This is a genomic window from Alteriqipengyuania triglochinis, assembly GCF_054655655.1.
Map to the genome: position 1 here is coordinate 55,673 of NZ_BAAHNC010000007.1, position 15,742 is coordinate 71,414.

General features: G+C 66.3%; 14 protein-coding genes and 1 pseudogene. 4 read left to right on the forward strand and 11 right to left on the reverse strand.

Translation table 11 applies throughout. The features are described 5' to 3' along the window. Positions 1-31: 31 nt before the first annotated feature. From ACYQ0L_RS14765 to crtY, 5 genes are read right to left on the reverse strand one after another with little or no spacing between them, the layout of a single operon-like run. Positions 32-1,042, reverse strand: coding sequence for a phytoene/squalene synthase family protein (locus tag ACYQ0L_RS14765; RefSeq protein WP_459790129.1), 1,011 nt, complete (start codon positions 1,040-1,042; stop codon positions 32-34). Further along, positions 1,039-1,620, reverse strand: a complete 582-nt coding sequence (locus ACYQ0L_RS14770; protein ID WP_459790167.1) for an LOG family protein — start codon at positions 1,618-1,620, stop codon at positions 1,039-1,041. Before ACYQ0L_RS14770 ends, ACYQ0L_RS14765 begins: the two co-directional genes overlap by 4 nt. After that, on the reverse strand, positions 1,617-2,045 hold the full coding sequence (locus ACYQ0L_RS14775) for a hypothetical protein (RefSeq protein WP_459790131.1): 429 nt from the start codon (positions 2,043-2,045) through the stop codon (positions 1,617-1,619). The genes ACYQ0L_RS14770 and ACYQ0L_RS14775 overlap by 4 nt, the downstream gene beginning before the upstream one ends. Further along, positions 2,042-3,532, reverse strand: coding sequence for a phytoene desaturase (locus tag ACYQ0L_RS14780; RefSeq protein WP_459790132.1), 1,491 nt, complete (start codon positions 3,530-3,532; stop codon positions 2,042-2,044). The genes ACYQ0L_RS14775 and ACYQ0L_RS14780 overlap by 4 nt, the downstream gene beginning before the upstream one ends. After that, the gene (gene crtY, locus ACYQ0L_RS14785; RefSeq protein WP_459790133.1) at positions 3,525-4,724 is read right to left on the reverse strand and encodes a lycopene beta-cyclase CrtY; all 1,200 of its coding nucleotides are present in this window, start codon (positions 4,722-4,724) and stop codon (positions 3,525-3,527) included. The genes ACYQ0L_RS14780 and crtY overlap by 8 nt, the downstream gene beginning before the upstream one ends. A 127-nt stretch (positions 4,725-4,851) precedes the next feature. Between crtY and ACYQ0L_RS14790 the strand changes: the two genes are divergently transcribed. Then, a complete protein-coding gene (locus ACYQ0L_RS14790; RefSeq protein ID WP_459790134.1) occupies positions 4,852-5,721 on the forward strand; it encodes a MipA/OmpV family protein in 870 nt (289 codons plus the stop codon). A gap of 3 nt (positions 5,722-5,724) precedes the next feature. On the opposite strand, the gene ACYQ0L_RS14795 is transcribed toward ACYQ0L_RS14790, so the two are convergent. The 5 genes and pseudogenes from ACYQ0L_RS14795 to ACYQ0L_RS14815 all read right to left on the reverse strand — a co-directional run bounded on the left by ACYQ0L_RS14795 (position 5,725) and on the right by ACYQ0L_RS14815 (position 9,413). Next, positions 5,725-6,039 carry a transcriptional regulator gene (locus ACYQ0L_RS14795; protein WP_459790135.1) on the reverse strand — a complete coding sequence of 105 codons (315 nt, stop codon included), beginning with the start codon at positions 6,037-6,039 and terminating at the stop codon, positions 5,725-5,727. Further along, positions 6,036-6,485: a hypothetical protein gene (locus ACYQ0L_RS14800; protein WP_459790136.1), complete on the reverse strand. Its 450-nt coding sequence runs from the start codon at positions 6,483-6,485 to the stop codon at positions 6,036-6,038. The genes ACYQ0L_RS14795 and ACYQ0L_RS14800 overlap by 4 nt, the downstream gene beginning before the upstream one ends. Before the next feature lie 4 nt (positions 6,486-6,489). After that, positions 6,490-6,660, reverse strand: a complete 171-nt coding sequence (locus tag ACYQ0L_RS14805; protein ID WP_459790138.1) for a hypothetical protein — start codon at positions 6,658-6,660, stop codon at positions 6,490-6,492. 34 nt (positions 6,661-6,694) lie between these two features. Further along, positions 6,695-7,264: pseudogene (locus ACYQ0L_RS14810) on the reverse strand (CPBP family intramembrane glutamic endopeptidase); the annotation flags it as partial. Between the two features lie 100 nt (positions 7,265-7,364). Continuing rightward, entirely contained in the window at positions 7,365-9,413 is a 2,049-nt protein-coding gene (locus tag ACYQ0L_RS14815) for a S9 family peptidase (protein WP_459790139.1), read from the reverse strand. A gap of 130 nt (positions 9,414-9,543) precedes the next feature. Between ACYQ0L_RS14815 and ACYQ0L_RS14820 the strand changes: the two genes are divergently transcribed. From ACYQ0L_RS14820 to ACYQ0L_RS14830, 3 genes are all read left to right on the forward strand, one after another. Next, positions 9,544-10,815, forward strand: a complete 1,272-nt coding sequence (locus ACYQ0L_RS14820) for a metal-dependent hydrolase family protein (protein WP_459790140.1) — start codon at positions 9,544-9,546, stop codon at positions 10,813-10,815. Positions 10,816-10,923: 108 nt separating this feature from the next. Then, complete coding sequence (locus ACYQ0L_RS14825) at positions 10,924-12,765, forward strand: DUF885 domain-containing protein (RefSeq protein ID WP_459790142.1); 1,842 nt, start codon at positions 10,924-10,926, stop codon at positions 12,763-12,765. Between the two features lie 326 nt (positions 12,766-13,091). Beyond that, positions 13,092-13,499, forward strand: coding sequence for a hypothetical protein (locus tag ACYQ0L_RS14830; RefSeq protein WP_459790143.1), 408 nt, complete (start codon positions 13,092-13,094; stop codon positions 13,497-13,499). 81 nt (positions 13,500-13,580) lie between these two features. Here the strand turns inward: ACYQ0L_RS14830 and ACYQ0L_RS14835 are convergent, their stop codons facing one another. Further along, positions 13,581-15,599 (reverse strand): hypothetical protein, encoded by a 2,019-nt coding sequence (locus ACYQ0L_RS14835; RefSeq protein ID WP_459790144.1) that lies wholly within the window; start codon positions 15,597-15,599, stop codon positions 13,581-13,583. Positions 15,600-15,742: the final 143 nt, after the last annotated feature.

Sequence of the window (15,742 nt, forward strand, 5' to 3'; positions counted from 1 at the left end):
CCGCAGCGCTACCGCCAAGCGGCGCGCAGGTCTACCACCCCGCGATGGGGCGCAGGTCTTCGCGGGTGTAGGGCGGCCATTCGCGCGGTTCGGGCGCATGTTTCGTCACCGCCTCGCCGAAGGCGGCGATCACGTGCCACAGCTTCTGGTACGACGGCACATAGACCCGCCGGTCCCACGCCAGCTGGCCCCGCTCGCGCACCTTGCGCCCGATCGCGCCGTAGATGCGCATGGCGGACAGCACCGCCCAGCGCTGGCGGAACCGCAGGTGCTTCGCGCCCAGCCGCGCGGCATCCTCGTACAGCTCCATCCGGTCGACCAGCCGGGCGACGACGCCCGCGAGCGCGAAGCGATTTTCCGGCGCGGCGTAGGTGTCGCAGTCGAGCCCCGCTCGCGCGAGCCATTCGTCGGGCAGGTAGCAGCGCCCCGCCTGCGCATCCTCGATCACGTCGCGCGCGACATTGGCGAGCTGGAAGGCGAGGCCAAGGTCGCACGCCCGGTCGTAGATGAAGCTGTCGTTGGGCGCGAACATCACCCGCGCCATCAGCACGCCGACCGCGCCCGCCACGTGGTAGCAATAGCGCATCAACTCCTTCTCGCTCGCCGGGCTGAAGCCGTTGGCGTCCATCGCGAAGCCGGCGATGACCTCGTTCGCCATGTCGAGCGTGATGCCCGCCTCGCCAGCGACCTGGCCGAGCGCGTCGAACGCGGGATCGGCGGTCGCGCCGCCTTCCAGCGCGCGGCGGGTCAGCACCTTGATCGCCTGCAGCCGGTCCTCGATCCCCGCCTGATCGCCCAGCCCGCCGCCCTTGTCCTGCGCATCCGCCAGATCGTCGCACCGGCGGCACCAGGCGTAGAGCATCCACACGCGTTCGCGCGTCGGCCTGTCGAACAGCTTCGAGGCGAAGGCGAAGCTGCGCGATCCTTGCGCGATCGCCTCGTAGGACTGGCGTACGAGACCCGAGCGTTCGCGCCCGCCACCGGGGCGGGGGACGGACGGACGCACGAAGCGCGAGGGGACAAGCGGGCGGGGCTGGGTCACAACTGGTCGGCACTCATGCGATAGATCGGGGTATTAGGAGTATAAGAGGCGAGCTTGTCGAGCAGTTCCGGCAAGCGGCCCGCAACCTGAAGAATATCGCGATGCACCGCGCGGACGAAACCCGTATCTGCCATCCGGTTTACGAATTGCACAAGATCATCGTAAAAACCGAAAGCGTTGAGCAGGCCGACAGGATTGTCGTGATAGCCGATCTGCGCCCAGCTGAGCGCTTCGAACAGTTCGTCCATCGTGCCCATGCCGCCGGGCAGAGTGATAAAGCCGTCCGCCAGATCGGTGAAGCGGGCCTTGCGTTCGTGCATCGAATCGACCGTGATCAGCTGCGTGCAGTCGTGATTGGCGAATTCACGCTCCACCATCGCATGGGGGATAACCCCGATCACCTCGCCCCCTTTGGCCAGCGCACCTTGCGCAAGCGCACCCATCAGGCCGAGCCGTCCGCCGCCATAGACGACACCGATGCCGCGCCGGGCCAACTCGGAACCGACGTCCCGCGCCAGCTCGATATAGCGCGGGTCGGGCGGCGTCGCGGCGCCGCAATAGATGGCGAGGCGGTTCAAGCCTGCCATGTCGATCCGCAGACGAATTGGAAGATCGCGATATCGTCATCGCCGAGCGGTTTCTCGACGAAGTTCATATCGATCTCGTCCGCCCATACCGTACCAGGGGTGCCTGCTTCCGGAGCCTCAGTCCACATTCCGGCGATCCCCATTCGGTCCCGCTCGCAATCCACCGCCATCGCCATATCGGCGACGACAGTCGTCGTCATGCCATCGGGGGTCATTTCCATGCGCATCAGAAACAGCGGCAGTTCGATGCCATCGACCGCCTGCGAAACGTGCCACGTGGAATCTACCCAAAGGGTGCCTACGTCATCGGCATAGGCTTCCGTCCATTCGTGAACGTGATCAGCCTCGGCCAGTGGCGAAACATCTGGCCCGGGAGCAGTCACTCCGGCAAGCAGCAGGGCGGCGAGCATCATCATTTGAGCAAATCCTCTATCATCAGCCCGGCGGTTGCCTTCGCGCTGCCGACAACGCCGGGAATGCCCGCACCCGGATGGGTGCCTGCGCCGACGAGGTAGAAGTTCTTGATCACATCGTCGCGGTTGTGGCCGCGGAAGTAGGCGCTCTGCGTCAGCACCGGCTCGAGACTGAAGGCGCTGCCGAGGTGGGCATTGAGATCGGCCGAAAAGTCGCTCGGCGCGTAGTGGAATTTGGTCACGATCCGCTCGTGGATGTCCGGCACCAGCCGCTTGCCCACCTCGTCGAGGATGCGTTTCTCCAGCAAGGGCCCGATCTCGTCCCAGTCGACCGGCAGCTTGCCCTGATGGGCGACAGGGACCAGCGCGTAGAACGTGCTCATCCCCGGCGGTGCCATGCTCGGATCGCTCTTGCTCGGGTGGTGGAGATAGATCGAGAAATCTTCGGGCAGCACGCCGTGCGTGTAGATGTCGTCGAGCAGGCCCTTGTAGCGCGGGCCGAACAAAATCATGTGGTGCGCGATGCCCGGCCAGCTGCCTTCGAGGCCGAAATGGACCACGAACAGCCCGGGGCTGTAGCTCTTGCGGGCCAGCTTGCGGCCCATCTTCCACCCGCGCTGCGATCGCCCGAGCAGGTCGCGGTAGGAATGCATGATGTCGGCATTGCTGGCGACCGCATCGAAGCCCTGCACGAAGCCGCTTTCCGTCGTCACGCTCTTCGCGCGGTTCTCGTCGACGTCGATCTTGGCGACCGGATCGCCGAGGCGGACCTTCCCTCCGATCCGCTCGAAATGGCGCACCATCCCCGCAATCAGCCGGTTGGTGCCGCCCTTGGTCCACCACACGCCGCCGTCCATTTCCAGCTTGTGGATCAGCGCGTAGATGCTGGACGTCTTCATCGGATTGCCGCCGACCAGCAGGGTGTGGAAGCTCAGCGCCTCGCGCAGTTTCTCGTTCTCGACGAAGCTGGAGACCATCGAATAGACGCTGCGGTAGGCCTGCTTCTTGGCCAGCGCGGGCGCGGCTTTCAGCATCGACTTGAAGTCGAGAAACGGCACGGTGCCCAGCTTGACGTAGCCTTCCTCGTAAACCCCGGCGGAATATTCGAGGAAACGCTGGTAGCCTTCGACGTCCTTCGGGTTGAGCTTCGCGATCTCGGCGAACAGCTCTTCATGGTCGTTCGAATAGTCGAAATTGGTCCCGTCGGGCCAGTTGAGGCGGTAGAACGGCTTGACCGGGACCAGCTCGACATCCTCGGCAATGTCGTGGCCGGTCAGCGCCCAGAGCTCCTTGAGGCAGTCCGGATCGGTGACGACCGTGGGGCCGCCGTCGAAAGTGAAGCCCTCGCGCTCCCAGTAATAGGCACGGCCGCCCGGCTTGTCGCGCCCTTCGATCACGGTGGTCGCGATTCCGGCGCTCTGGAGGCGGATGGCGAGCGCGAGCCCGCCGAAACCGGCCCCGATCACGCATGCTGTGCGGCCTTCAGCCATTCGAGTGGTTTCCTTCGTGTGATGCGAGCGGCGGGCGGTGAGAGGCCAGCGCGCGCAAGGCATTTGGTATCGGCACGGGCGGCTTGCCCGTCAAAGTCCTGAGCTTGTCGGCCCGCGTCGATCTGGCGGCATAGAAGCGTTCGATCAACGCAGGAGAAAGGCGGTAGAAGCGCGAGAATATGCGATATCGCTCCTCCGGCTTCGCAGCGCCGAACAGCATCGAGCCCAGCATCCGGTAGAAGCCCGTGCGCTTCCACGCGCGGCGGGCGGATGTCTCCAGCAGTGCGGCCATCTGGTCGCCGGGGAGATCGCGGTTCTCAGCCACTAGCAGCGCGGTATCGACCGCGAAGGGCAGGGTGTAGCTGGTCAGCGGATGGGCCATCATCGCCCGCGCGCCCGCCATCGCGACGCCGGGCACGCGCACCTCGCGCTGGTAGCGTGCGAGGTCGCCCCCGGTCACCACCGGTAGCACGCCGGTTTCGTAGGCCAGCGGCTCTCCCAGCCAGCCCATCGCCGCGCAATAGCGGTCGATCCGGGCGGAAAGCGCTGCACGGTCGAGCACGGGGCTGTCCTGGTAATAGGTATCCTCGACGAACAGCTCGTCGGCGGAGAGGGGGAGGGTGTAGACGAAGCGGAAGGCCCCGTGCTGGCGCACCTTGGCATCCATGATGATCGGGCGATCGACCCCGTGCGGCCGATCGGTGCGCAGGTGCCGGCCCATGAACACCTGCCAGCCGCCTTCGAAGGCATCGGATGGGATCAGTCCGCGCGCATCGATCACGCAGCGCGCCTCGATCCGCCCGCCGTCCGCAAGCGTCGCGCCGCGCGCATCGACCGAAGCGACCTCGCGCCCTGTGCGGATCGTCGATTGCGCCAGTTCGCGGCGCAAGGCGGCGTCGAAATCGACCGACGAGAGCGAGACATAGACGCTGCCGAGCTGGCGCGAATGATCGGGGAAGTGGACGTCGTAGCCTAGCGGCCAGTGCAGCTTGCGGAAGGGCGCGAGCAGCGCCTCGCCCCCTTCGGGCAGGTCGCTTTCGAACCAGCTCCAGCGGTGATTGCCGCCCAGCATCTCGCCCGCCTCGACCAGCACGACCGACAGCGCGGGATCGGCGCGCCTCAACGCAAGTGCGATCAGCCCTCCGGCGAGGCCCCCGCCAAGGATTGCAAAGTCGGCGCGTGCCCCTGTCATGCCTTGCTCGTAGGGTGCTGGCCGGAAAGGTGCAATTGGATGTGAAGCTTATTGCGATTCTGCGCGACCTTGAAGGAACGTTGCGCAAGAAAACCCGTTCGGCTGACTCTACAGGAGGAATACCCACATGCGTCGTATCGCCCCGGCCTTTGCCGTCCTCGCGCTGTGCGCGACCACCACGCCCGCATTCGCGCAGAGCGACAATTCGAACGATGCCTATCCCGATGACCGGGAGGAAGGCACCGTGTTCGATGGCGACTGGGTGCAGGTCGGCGTCGGCATCGCCTATGCCGCCGATTACGACGGGTCCGACGATTACGAGGTGTTCCCCCTGCCGCTGGTCCGCGGCAGCATCGGCGGGATCGGCATCCAGCCGCGCGCTGCGGGCGTCGCGCTGGACTTCGTGCCCGATGGCGACGGCGACGTCTCGTTCACATTCGGCCCCGCGGTCCGCCTGCGCACCAGCCGCACCGGCGATATCGAGGATCCGGTCGTGGCCGCCGCGGGCGAGCTCGACACCGCTGTCGAGGTCGGGCCGACCGCCGGGGTCAGCTATTCGGGCCTGCTCAACCCCTATGACAGCATCACGCTCAACGTGGATGCGAAGTGGGACGTGGCGGGCGCGCATGAAGGGATGACGATCAGCCCGGGCGTCACCTATTTCACGCCCGTCAGCCGCGGAGCAGCGGTCAGCCTCGCACTCTCGGCCGAGCATGGCGACGACGATTTCGCCCAATACTACTATTCGGTCACGCCCGCGCAGTCCGCGGCGAGCGGCCTGCCGGTCTACAATGCGGGCGGCGGCTTCAACAAGGTCGGCGCGACGCTGCTGGGCGGCTTCGACCTCGATGGCGACCTCACCAACGGCGGTCTCGCGATCTTTGCGCTGGGCGGATATTCGCGGATGATCGGCGATGCGGCGGATTCGCCCTTCGTCGCGCAGCGCGGCTCTGCCGACCAGTGGATGGTCGGCGCAGGGGTGGGCTACACCTTCTAGCGGTCACTCCGCAGCGAGCGCAGCCTCCTGGGTCGCGCGGACCAGTTCGTGCAAAGCCGTCATATGGTCGATGAAGGCTTTGTGCCCCGCCTTCGTTGCCTTGACCCAGGTGCGCTGGCGGCCGTTCTGCTTGGCCTTCGCAAGTTCGACATAACCCGCATCGCCGAGCGCCGACAGGTGCTTCGACAGTACCGAATCGCTGACTTCGAGAATGTCGCGCAAGGTCTGGAATTCGATATCGTCGACACGCTCCAGCGCAGCAGCGATTTGCAGGCGAGCGGGCGGGTGCAGGACGGGATCGATGGCAGGGGCGCTCATCGCAGACCGCCGCCCAGCAATTCGGCGCGATAGAGCCGCTCCCACCACAGGCTGGCGAACGTGCAGACGATGGCCACCAACGCCCCCAGGCCGACGACGAGTGGATTGGTACCGTGATCCCAGCGCAGGATCAGCGACGCACCGACCGCCATCATCAGCAGCAGGACCAGGCTTAAGGTAAGCCGCCGCGTGTTTGTGCCCTTGTATCCGGAAACGAACATCCCGTCCCGCCGCTTGTCGCCATAGAATTGCACAACCAGCAACGCGAGGCCGGCCGCGATGAACGCGATCCCGGTGCTTCCGGGAATGCCGATGCCCATCACGATCAGCGCCTCGGAAACTCCGAACATGGCGTGGCGATAGAACGGCCAGCGCATCCGCCCGGCCATGCGGCGATCGGCATTCCTGACAGCGTCGAGCGACGCCAGCGCTTCGTCACGATCCATGCGACTATCCTCCTGCAAGAGTGCTATCGCCGGTTTCGGTCCGAGCAGCCAGCCGGGATGATAGGGCGGGGCGCACGACGAGCGCCATCAGGTCGATCAGCACATGCAGCACGATGGGCTTCACCAGCGATCCGCTGTCGACATAGAGATAGGCGAAGAATGCCCCGACCAGCATCGTCGCCAGCACGCCTTTTGCCCCCTTGGTACCAGTGCATCGCGCCGAACAGCACGGTAGCGATCGCGAACGCGGCAATGGCACTGCCGGTCGCGTAGAATGCCAGCAATGGCAGCGCGAGGCGGAAGAACAGCTCTTCGGTAAAGCCTGCGGCGACCGACAGCGCGGCGGTATAGGGGTATTCGCCATGTTCGCGCGGCAGCATCGGCTCGATATCCCCAATCACCGGCTGGCGCAGCGTGCGGATCCGCATCCGCCAAAGGAAGAACAATGCCGTCAGCGCGATCGCAGCGCCAACGGCGAAGCCGATCATGGTGTCGGCGCTCATTGTCTCGGCCTCCGGCGGCGCCGTCACCGGCAGGTCCGCCCGGAATTCCGCCGGAAAGCGGGTAAGCGCATCCAGCCTGCCCATCACGCCGAGAATAGCCAGCGCGCCGCCGCCGAAGGCCAGCCAGAGGAAGACCGTCCAGCGGGCGTAAAAGCTGCGGCGCTTCCTAGTATCGGCAAGCTGCTTGAACACCTCGTAATCGCGGCGGTCGCGCAGCGTCTGCCATGCCAGAGCGAAGATCAGCGCGCTCAGAACAGCCAGGTAGACAGGTTGCATCGCATCATCCCTTTCCAGATTGGAAAGGAACTAATCGTCACTTTCCAACCTGGCAAGAGATAACTTTCCAAACCGGAAAGAAACGCGGTTTCGCTCTGCGTCAGTCCTCGCTCTTGTCCTCAATTACCAGCTCGGGCCGCGGGGCAGGCATCTCTGCGGTGCGGTCGCCGGTCTTCAGGTAGGTATCGAACCAGCGCATCATGCGCAGGCTGTAGTCGTAGCGATTGGCCGCGCGCCGGTTGCCGTGGCCTTCGCCCGGGAACAGCACCAGCCGCACCGGGGTCTCGGGCTTCCTCACCTTGATGTTGCGATACAGCTCGTAGCTCTGGGTCGGAGAGACGCGGGTGTCCTCCTCGCCATGCATGATCAGGATCGGGGTCTCGGCCTTGTCGACGTGATAGATGGGGCTGACTTCGAGCATCCCCTGCCAGTCCTGCCACGGCCACTTGCGGGCGTGGACATTGTACATTTCCATCGGAATGTCGGTCGTGCCGAACTTGCTGATCTGGTTGGAGATGCCCACGAACATCACGGCAGCGGCATATTCCTCGCTCAGCGCGGTCGCGCCCCATGCGCTGGCATAGCCGCCATAGCTGCCGCCGGTGATGCCGGTGCGCTCTGGATCGGCGATGCCATCCTCCACCAGCGCCCGCTTGGCATCGACGATGTCGTTGAATTCCTTGCCCGCATAGTCGTTCTGGTGCGCCTTGGCGAAGGCGGTGCCATAGCCGGTCGATCCGCGATAATTGGGCAGGAACACGGCATAGCCCTGGCCTGCGGCGACCTGGCCGGGGTTGCTGTAGCTGGTGAGCCACCCGTTCGATTCATGCGATTCGGGCCCGCCGTGCACATCCATGATCAGCGGTGCGCCACCGCGTGGTGCGCCGCCGACCGGTTCGATCAGCACGCCTTCGATCTGCTGTCCGTCGCGCGCGGTGTAGGTGTAGGTCCGCTGCTCGCCGAAGTCGATTTCGGAAAGCCAGGGATTAAGCTTCGTCCACCGCGCGAAGGTGTTGCCGTCGAAGGCGAACAGCTCGCCCGGATGGCGCGGGCTGTTCGCCTCGACGAACATCCGCTCGCTCCCGCCGTTCTCGAGCCCGGTGAGGATCAGCTCGCCCGGGTCGACCTCGCGCGCCACGCTGCCGTCGGCGTTGTAGAAGCGCAGGATCGTGTCCGCCCCCTGATCGACGATCGCCGCAAGGCTGCCGTCGGCCATCCACTCGGTATCGGTCACCGCCTCGGCCGCGCCTTCGTTCAGCGCACGGTAGGCGCCGCTCGCCAGATCGACGAGGTGCAGCGTGGTCGCCGCGGGATCGTTCTGGTCGATCGCGGCCACCATCGAGAGCTGGCGTCCGTCGGGCGAAATCTCGATATCGCCGAGCTTGCCCGGGGTTTCGACCTCGCGCAGCACCTCGCCGCTGGCAAGGTCGAGGATGTTGACGCGCTTGGAAGTATAGGTGTCGTCGATCTGCGGGGTCGGCTGGCTTTCGATCACGCCGTAGCGGGCGTCGGGCGTGACCGCGATGCTGGAGACATAGCCCGGGATCGCGATCTCGGCCGGTTCGGCGTCGATCTCCGCCCCGCCGACGCGCGCCGAGAACAAGCGGTTGAAGCGCGATTCCTCTTCGTAGACGACCGATTTGAAGCCGTCCTTGGCCTCCGCCTTGCGGTCCTTGTCGGGCGCAGCGTAGGCCAGCAGGTAGATCGTCCGGCCATCGGGGCCCCAAGCGTAGCTGCGCACGCCCGCATCTTCCACGGCCGCCAGCTTGACCTGTGCGCCGCCGTCCACGGGGATGCCCCAGACCGCGCGATCTTCGTCCTCCTTCGACCACAGGAAGCTGATCATCCGCCCGTCGGGCGAGAACGCCACGCTCGAAACGGAGACATCCTCGGGCAGGAAGGTGCGGGTATTGTCGGGGCCGTAGGCGACCATCAGCTGGTGGTCGGTGCTGCCGTCCTTCTCGCCCTGCGTCACGTCGGGCAGGCTGGAGACGGTGTAGGCGACGCGGCTGCCATCGGGGGAGACGGCGATGCTGCCGAGGCTTTCCAGTCCGGCGACATCTTCGGGCGTCATCGGGCGCGCCTGCGCGGTGGCGGTCAGCGAAACACCGGCAAGCAGGGCGGCGGCGGCAACAAGTCTGCGGGTCATGAATGTCCTCTCGTTCGGTCGCATTGCGCGCCGTCATACAGACTGGCGAGGCGACGACAACCGGCGGGGCGGTTCCGCTTGCGCCCGGCCGTCGGCGCATGCATCACGCGTGCAACGAGGGGGAAAGACGATGCGCAACCTGTTCACGATGATCGCCGGCGGCATGGCCCTGCTGGCCGCGCCCGCGGCGGCGCAGACCACCATCATCCACGCCGGATCGGTGCTCGCCGATGCGGACAGCGAGCCGAGCGGCCCGGCGACGATCGTCGTCGAGGACGGGCGCATCACCGCGATCGAGCCGGGCATCCGGCAGGGCAAGGCCGATGCGCAGGTGATCGACCTCACCGGCAAGACCGTGCTGCCCGGGCTGATCGACCTGCATGTCCACCTGACCGGCGATCCGGGCGGGGACTTCTGGAAAGGCGCGACCGAGGCCGACGAATGGGGCGTGGTGGTCGGTGCCAAGAATGCGCGGCTGACCGCGCTCGCCGGTTTCACCACCGTGCGCGAGGCGGGCAGCGGGCCGCAATCGGCCTTCGCCCTGCGCCGCGGCACGGCAGAGGGGCTGATCCCCGGTCCGCGCATCGTCGCCGCAGGTCCGCCGCTCGCGATCATCGGCGGGCATGGCGACGTCAACGGCTTCCGGCCCGACGTGAACGAATTGCTCGATAGCGGCTTTACCTGCACCGGCCCGGTCGAATGCGCGGCCAAGGTGCGCCTCGCCAGCCAGAACGGCTCCGACGTGATCAAGATCACCGCGACCGGCGGCGTATTGAGCCAGCAGGGGCGCGGGCTGGGCGCGCATTTCTCCGATGAAGAGATGACGGCGATCGCCGACACTGCCCACTCGCTCGGTCTCAAGGTCATGGCGCATGCACACGGCGCGCGCGGGATCGAAGCGGCGGCACGCGCAGGGATCGACACGATCGAGCATTCGACCTTCGTGGACGAGGCAGCGGCGCGTGCGATGCGCGAGAACGGCGCAATCCTGATCCCCACGCTGATGGCGTTCAAGGGCGTGAGCGAGGGGCTAGGCAAGGGCATCTACACCCCCGTGGTCGAGGAGAAGATCCGCGCGGTCTACGACCAGGCGCAGGTCTTCATGCGGCAGGCGCACGAGTGGGGCCTGCCGATCGCCTTCGGCACCGACGCAGGCGTGTTCGCGCACGGCCGCAATGCCGAGGAATTCGCGCTGATGCGCGCACAGGGCATGAGCGACCGCGAAGCCTTCGCCAGTGCGACCACGGTAGCCGCTCAGGTGCTCGACATGGAGGGGGAGATTGGGCGGATCGCACCCGGTTACTCGGCGGATATCATCGCGGTGGACGGCAATCCGCTGGAGGACGTGAGCGTGCTCGAGGATGTCGGTTTCGTGATGGTGCGCGGGCGGGTGATCGAGTGAGCGAGGCACCGTTGGTCGGCTGAGCGCAGGCCTTCGCAGAACCCGATTGGCGGAACGGCGCGGGCCGCCTAACGTCGCGCCTGATCGAATTCAGGGGAGACCACCAGCTTGACCATCCGCAACCTGCTCACCGGAACCGCCGCGCTGGCGCTTCTCGCCGTGCCGGGCGCCGCTTTCGCACAGACCGCCGCGCAGCCGCGCCTCGATGTCGATCTCGATGCGCCCGCCGCCACGCAGCAGACCGAGCATGACAGGCTGTTCGCGCTGTTCGCCGATTCCGACGCGCGCAGCCTCGAGCTCAATCCGCTCGGCCGCCTATTCCGCGGCGACGACACCAATGCCGACCGGCTGGGCGATTTCCTGACCGACTCTGCCTATTACGCGAGCCTGCGCGACACGCAGCTCAACGTCGCGCTGCTCGAACAGATCGACCGGGCGAAGCTCTCCCCGACCGACCAGCTCGCCTACGACGTGTTCCTCTACAACCAGCAGGAATCGCTGAAGGGCAGCACGCCCGAAATCCGCGCGCTGACCGAAGTGCGCCCGGTGAACCACTTCAGCGGCTTCCACACCTTCTACCCCAATTTCGCGAGCGGGACGGGTGCCGCACCGTTCAAGACGATCGCGAATTACGAGGACAATCTCAGCCGCCACGACGACTACATCGCCATCACCGACCGCTCGATCGACAAGTTTCGCGAAGGGATGGAGACCGGCGTCGTCGAGACCAGGCTGACGATCGGCAACGTGATCTCGCAGCTCGACACCCAGCTCGCGATTCCGGTCGAAGGCTCGCAGTTCCTGGGGCCGACGAAGATGTATCCCGGGGATTTCTCGGACGCCGACAAGGCCCGTCTGACCAAGGCCTATCGCGCCAAGACCGAGGATATCTACGCCGCGCACGCGCGGCTGCGCGATTTCCTGCGCGACGAATATCTGGCGGCGACGCGCGAGGATGTCGGGCTGGGCGCGATGAAGGGCGGAGACAAGCTCTACGCCCTGCTGATCGAGCAGACGACCACGCTGCCGCTGGAAGCCGACGCGATCCACCGGCTGGGCCTGTCCGAAGTCGCGCGGATCAAGGGCGAGCTCGAAACGCTCAAGGCCGAAGTCGGCTTCGAGGGCACCCTCGGTGAATTCTTCGACTACGTGCGCACCGATCCCAAGTTCAAGCCGGAAAGCCGCGAGGCGCTGACGCAGACCTATTACGACATCGGCGAAAAGGTGGACGCGAAGATCGGCGACTACTTCTCGCTCACGCCCAAATCCGAGCTCAAGATCGAGCCCTACGACCGCAGTATCGAGCAGTTCAGCGCGGGCGGTTCCTACCAGAACGGCACGCCCGACGGATCGCGCCCGGGCACCTTCTTCTTCAACGCCTACGATCTGCCCAGCCGCCTGACGACCGGCAATGTCACGCTGTACCTGCACGAAGGCGCGCCGGGGCATCACTTCCAGATCAGCCTCGCGCAGGAGAATACCGACCTGCCCGCCTTCATGCGCTTCGGCGGGACGACCGCCTTCGTGGAGGGCTGGGCGCTCTATGCCGAAACGCTCGGCTTCCCGATGGGCTTCTACGACGATCCGTGGGCGCGTTATGGCACGCTGCAGGACGAACAGCTGCGCGCGATGCGGCTGGTGGTCGACACCGGGCTGCATTCCAAGGGCTGGACGCGCGAGCAGGCGATCGACTTCATGCTCGAAAATTCGGGCATGACGCGCACCGAAGTCGTCTCCGAGGTCGAGCGGTACATTGCTATCCCGAGCCAGGCGCTGGCCTACAAGATCGGCGCGCTGAAGATCCAGGAACTGCGCGAGCGGGCCGAGACGCAGCTGGGCGATGCCTTCGATATCAAGGATTTCCACGCGCAGGTGCTGAACACCGGCGGCCTGCCGCTGCCCGTGCTTGAAGCCAAGATCGATCGCTGGATCGCGAACGGGGGCGGCTGATCCGGCGCGCGCGCCGTCCGGCAAGGGGGCCGCGCCATTTGTCGCATTGTGGGGCGGGGCGCTGCGGCTCGGTGCCACGCGCTTGCACGGCCCGCGCGCTTTGGGCATGAAATGCCCGTTAACCATCGGTTCCGGCCGATCGTCACCCGCAGTTCGCGGTGTGGCGATAGGACGGGAGGGGGTGCCGCCGGTCCGGTCACAGGCCGGGCCGGCGCGCATCCCGATCGGCATGGGCGGTCCATGCGCCGACGCGAAAGGTTCGGCCCGCAAAGGTGCGCCGCCCGCCTGACGGTGTGACACGTTTTGTGAGGAGGGCCGACAGCGCCATGGCCACTGCCGACACCATTCCCGCATGGATCGCGCTGTTTCTGGGGATCTCTGCGTTCGCCCCCGCGATGGGCGAGCTGCGGATGCCCGGCACGTGGAGCGGGATCATGCAGGATTTCGAGCGGTCGCCCGGTATGCGCTTCATCGCCGGGCTTGTGGCACTGGCACTGGGCGCGATCTTGTATCTGGCGGTACCGTGGCGATCCGGCGACTGGCTGTGCATCGCCGTCGCGGCGTTTGGCGGGGTGCTGACGGTGATGGGCATCCTGCTGCTCGCTGCGGGGGATCGCTTCGTTGCGCTGGCCCGCCGGGCTCGTGGGGGCGCGAGCGATGTGTGGGCCGGGGGTACGGCAGTACTTGGCGCGGGGATGATCTTGGTGGCGCTGTCGCGGCTGGAGACGTTCTAGGCCTCCCGGTCGATCAGGTCTGCAAGCGGACGGCGGCACCCTTCGGGCACCGCCGCCGCTGCGTTCAGGCGTGGCGAGCGCTCAGAAGCCGAAGCCGACGCCGACCCGCGCGCCCCATTGGTCGCTGCCGGTATTGGTGCCGAAGCCGCCCGAGACATAGACCGCCTCGCTCACCTGTCCGGTGAAGCTGCCCGAGAGGCCCTGCTCGCCATTATAGGTCGCAGCGTTGACCCACACGGAAACCGACTTGCCCGGGATGATCGGCGCATTGCCCATCGCCATCGCCTGCGCGATCCCGCCGCTCATCCGCTTGTCGAGGTCTTCGAGGCGGAAGGAGAGCTCGTCGTACTGGCCTTCGAGCCCGGCGACGCGTCCGTCGAGATCGTCGATCCGCCCGTCCATCGCGTCGACCCGGCCTTCCAGCGTGCCGACCCGCGTCGTCAGCGCATCGAACTGCGCGTCGCTGGGCGCGGCGAGCGCGCTGGCGAAGCTGCTCCGCGGGGCGGGGCTTGCCATCATCAACATCTGGCTTGCGGCGGCAGGGGCGAAGGCGGTGCGGCCCAGCGTGCCATCCTCGTCGGCGGTGACGAGGTAGATCGTGCCGCTCTGCTGATCGCTCGCCGCGCCCAGCCCTGCGACCTTTACCGTATCACTGGCCTTGCCGATGGCGACCTGGTTGACGGCGGTGGTGACCGCGCCCGCGCCGATCGCGGTGGAGCCGAAGTGGGCCGCCTTCGCCTGGGTGCCGATGGCGGTGGCATTGACGGCCTGCGCCGCTGCGCGGTTGCCTACCGCAGTGGCCTGGGCACTGTTGGCGTAGCTGGCGTAGCCGAGCGCGGTGGTGAAATCCGACACTGCGACCGAGAACGCGCCGAAGGACAGCGCGCCGCCGCCCTGTGCCCTCGATCCCGCGCCGTAGGCGGCCGCCTGCACTCCGGTGGCCGAAGCGGCCTGGCCTACCGCCGTGGCGTTCAATCCGCTCGCCACGCTGTTTGCGCCCATCGCGGTGTTGAACTGGCCGTTGGCATTGGCATTCGCGCCGACGGATGTAGCCTGCTTGCCTACGCTTTTTGTCGCATAACCCAGGGCTGCCGTCTCGTCGCCATCCGCGATGGCAAAGGCCCCCAAGGTGTTGGCCCTCACCCCTTTGCTCAGACTTCCGGTGCCGATTGCGATATTGCCACCGCCGCCGAACTCTGCGGTCGCCTGGGCCCCGATAGCAATGGATGCGTTGCCATCCGATTTGGAACCGCGCCCGATCGCCACCGCCGAGGAGCCGCCAGCAGACGCGCTGGCTCCTTGCGCGATCGCGTCTACGCCACCCGCATTTGAGTTACGCCCGATGGCCAAGGAATTTGGTGCGCGCGCCAAAGCCGAGTCGCCCAGGGCAGTGGCAAATTGGGCTTTGGCCGAACTGGAGTTGCCAATGGCGACAGCGCCTTCGGCACCCTCGTCCACCTTGGCGTCAGCGCCAAATGCTATGGATGCAAAGCCTGCCGCTTGCGTACTTCTGCCAAGAGCTATTGCAGAGGCGCCATCGGCCGTAGCATCAACGCCCAGCGCCACGGCGTTCTGACGATTAGCAGCGGCATTCGCGCCCAGCGCGGTGGCATCTTCGCCGAGAGCCCTGGAGCTAAAGCCCAGTGCGGTGGCGTTCTGACGATTAGCACCGGCTTGAAACCCCACCGCCGTGGAGTTCACGCCAGCAGCAATCGAGTTCGCGCCCACCCCAGTGCTACCGACTTCTGACGCCACAGCAATCGCGCCCAGCGCGGTAGCATCGTCGGCTACCGCTTGGGTGCTGGTCCCAACCGCCACGGCGCGGCTTCCGTTTGCACGGGAGGAATAACCAAGCGCTACGCTTTCATCGCCGAAAGCTTGGGAGTCAGCGCCAACCGCCGTAGCCCCGTCAACCGCGGCACTCGCATCTCTGCCACAGGCGAGTGCGGTGTCGATGCCGTCCGAATTGGCACCTGCCACGCCATCGCCGGTCCCGTTGTCGTTGGTGTCGAGATGGCAGTCCTCGGCCGCTGCCGGGGCGGGCTGGAAGATGGCCATGGCGGCCAGCGCCGCGGTCGATAGGAGAAGGGTCTTGGTCATGGGGGGGGAAGTCCTGTCTTGGTGTTCGATGAGAGAGATTAGGGGTGCCGTCTTGCCGAACGGGGCGAGTCGCGTCGGGTCGAATAACGGCCCGCCCCTCAGGCACGAGACGGCGTCCCTGTGCGGAGCGCCATGACAGGCAA

What these genes read in the sequence shown, in the direction of transcription:
- ACYQ0L_RS14775 (WP_459790131.1), bottom strand. Translation starts at nt 2,045, where the DNA reads ATGATGATGCTCGCCGCCCTGCTGCTTGCCGGAGTGACTGCTCCCGGG.
- ACYQ0L_RS14780 (WP_459790132.1), bottom strand. Translation starts at nt 3,532, where the DNA reads ATGGCTGAAGGCCGCACAGCATGCGTGATCGGGGCCGGTTTCGGCGGG.
- crtY (WP_459790133.1), bottom strand. Translation starts at nt 4,724, where the DNA reads ATGACAGGGGCACGCGCCGACTTTGCAATCCTTGGCGGGGGCCTCGCC.
- ACYQ0L_RS14790 (WP_459790134.1), top strand. Translation starts at nt 4,852, where the DNA reads ATGCGTCGTATCGCCCCGGCCTTTGCCGTCCTCGCGCTGTGCGCGACC.
- ACYQ0L_RS14795 (WP_459790135.1), bottom strand. Translation starts at nt 6,039, where the DNA reads ATGAGCGCCCCTGCCATCGATCCCGTCCTGCACCCGCCCGCTCGCCTG.
- ACYQ0L_RS14800 (WP_459790136.1), bottom strand. Translation starts at nt 6,485, where the DNA reads ATGGATCGTGACGAAGCGCTGGCGTCGCTCGACGCTGTCAGGAATGCC.
- ACYQ0L_RS14805 (WP_459790138.1), bottom strand. Translation starts at nt 6,660, where the DNA reads ATGCTGGTCGGGGCATTCTTCGCCTATCTCTATGTCGACAGCGGATCG.
- ACYQ0L_RS14815 (WP_459790139.1), bottom strand. Translation starts at nt 9,413, where the DNA reads ATGACCCGCAGACTTGTTGCCGCCGCCGCCCTGCTTGCCGGTGTTTCG.
- ACYQ0L_RS14820 (WP_459790140.1), top strand. Translation starts at nt 9,544, where the DNA reads ATGCGCAACCTGTTCACGATGATCGCCGGCGGCATGGCCCTGCTGGCC.
- ACYQ0L_RS14830 (WP_459790143.1), top strand. Translation starts at nt 13,092, where the DNA reads ATGGCCACTGCCGACACCATTCCCGCATGGATCGCGCTGTTTCTGGGG.
- ACYQ0L_RS14835 (WP_459790144.1), bottom strand. Translation starts at nt 15,599, where the DNA reads ATGACCAAGACCCTTCTCCTATCGACCGCGGCGCTGGCCGCCATGGCC.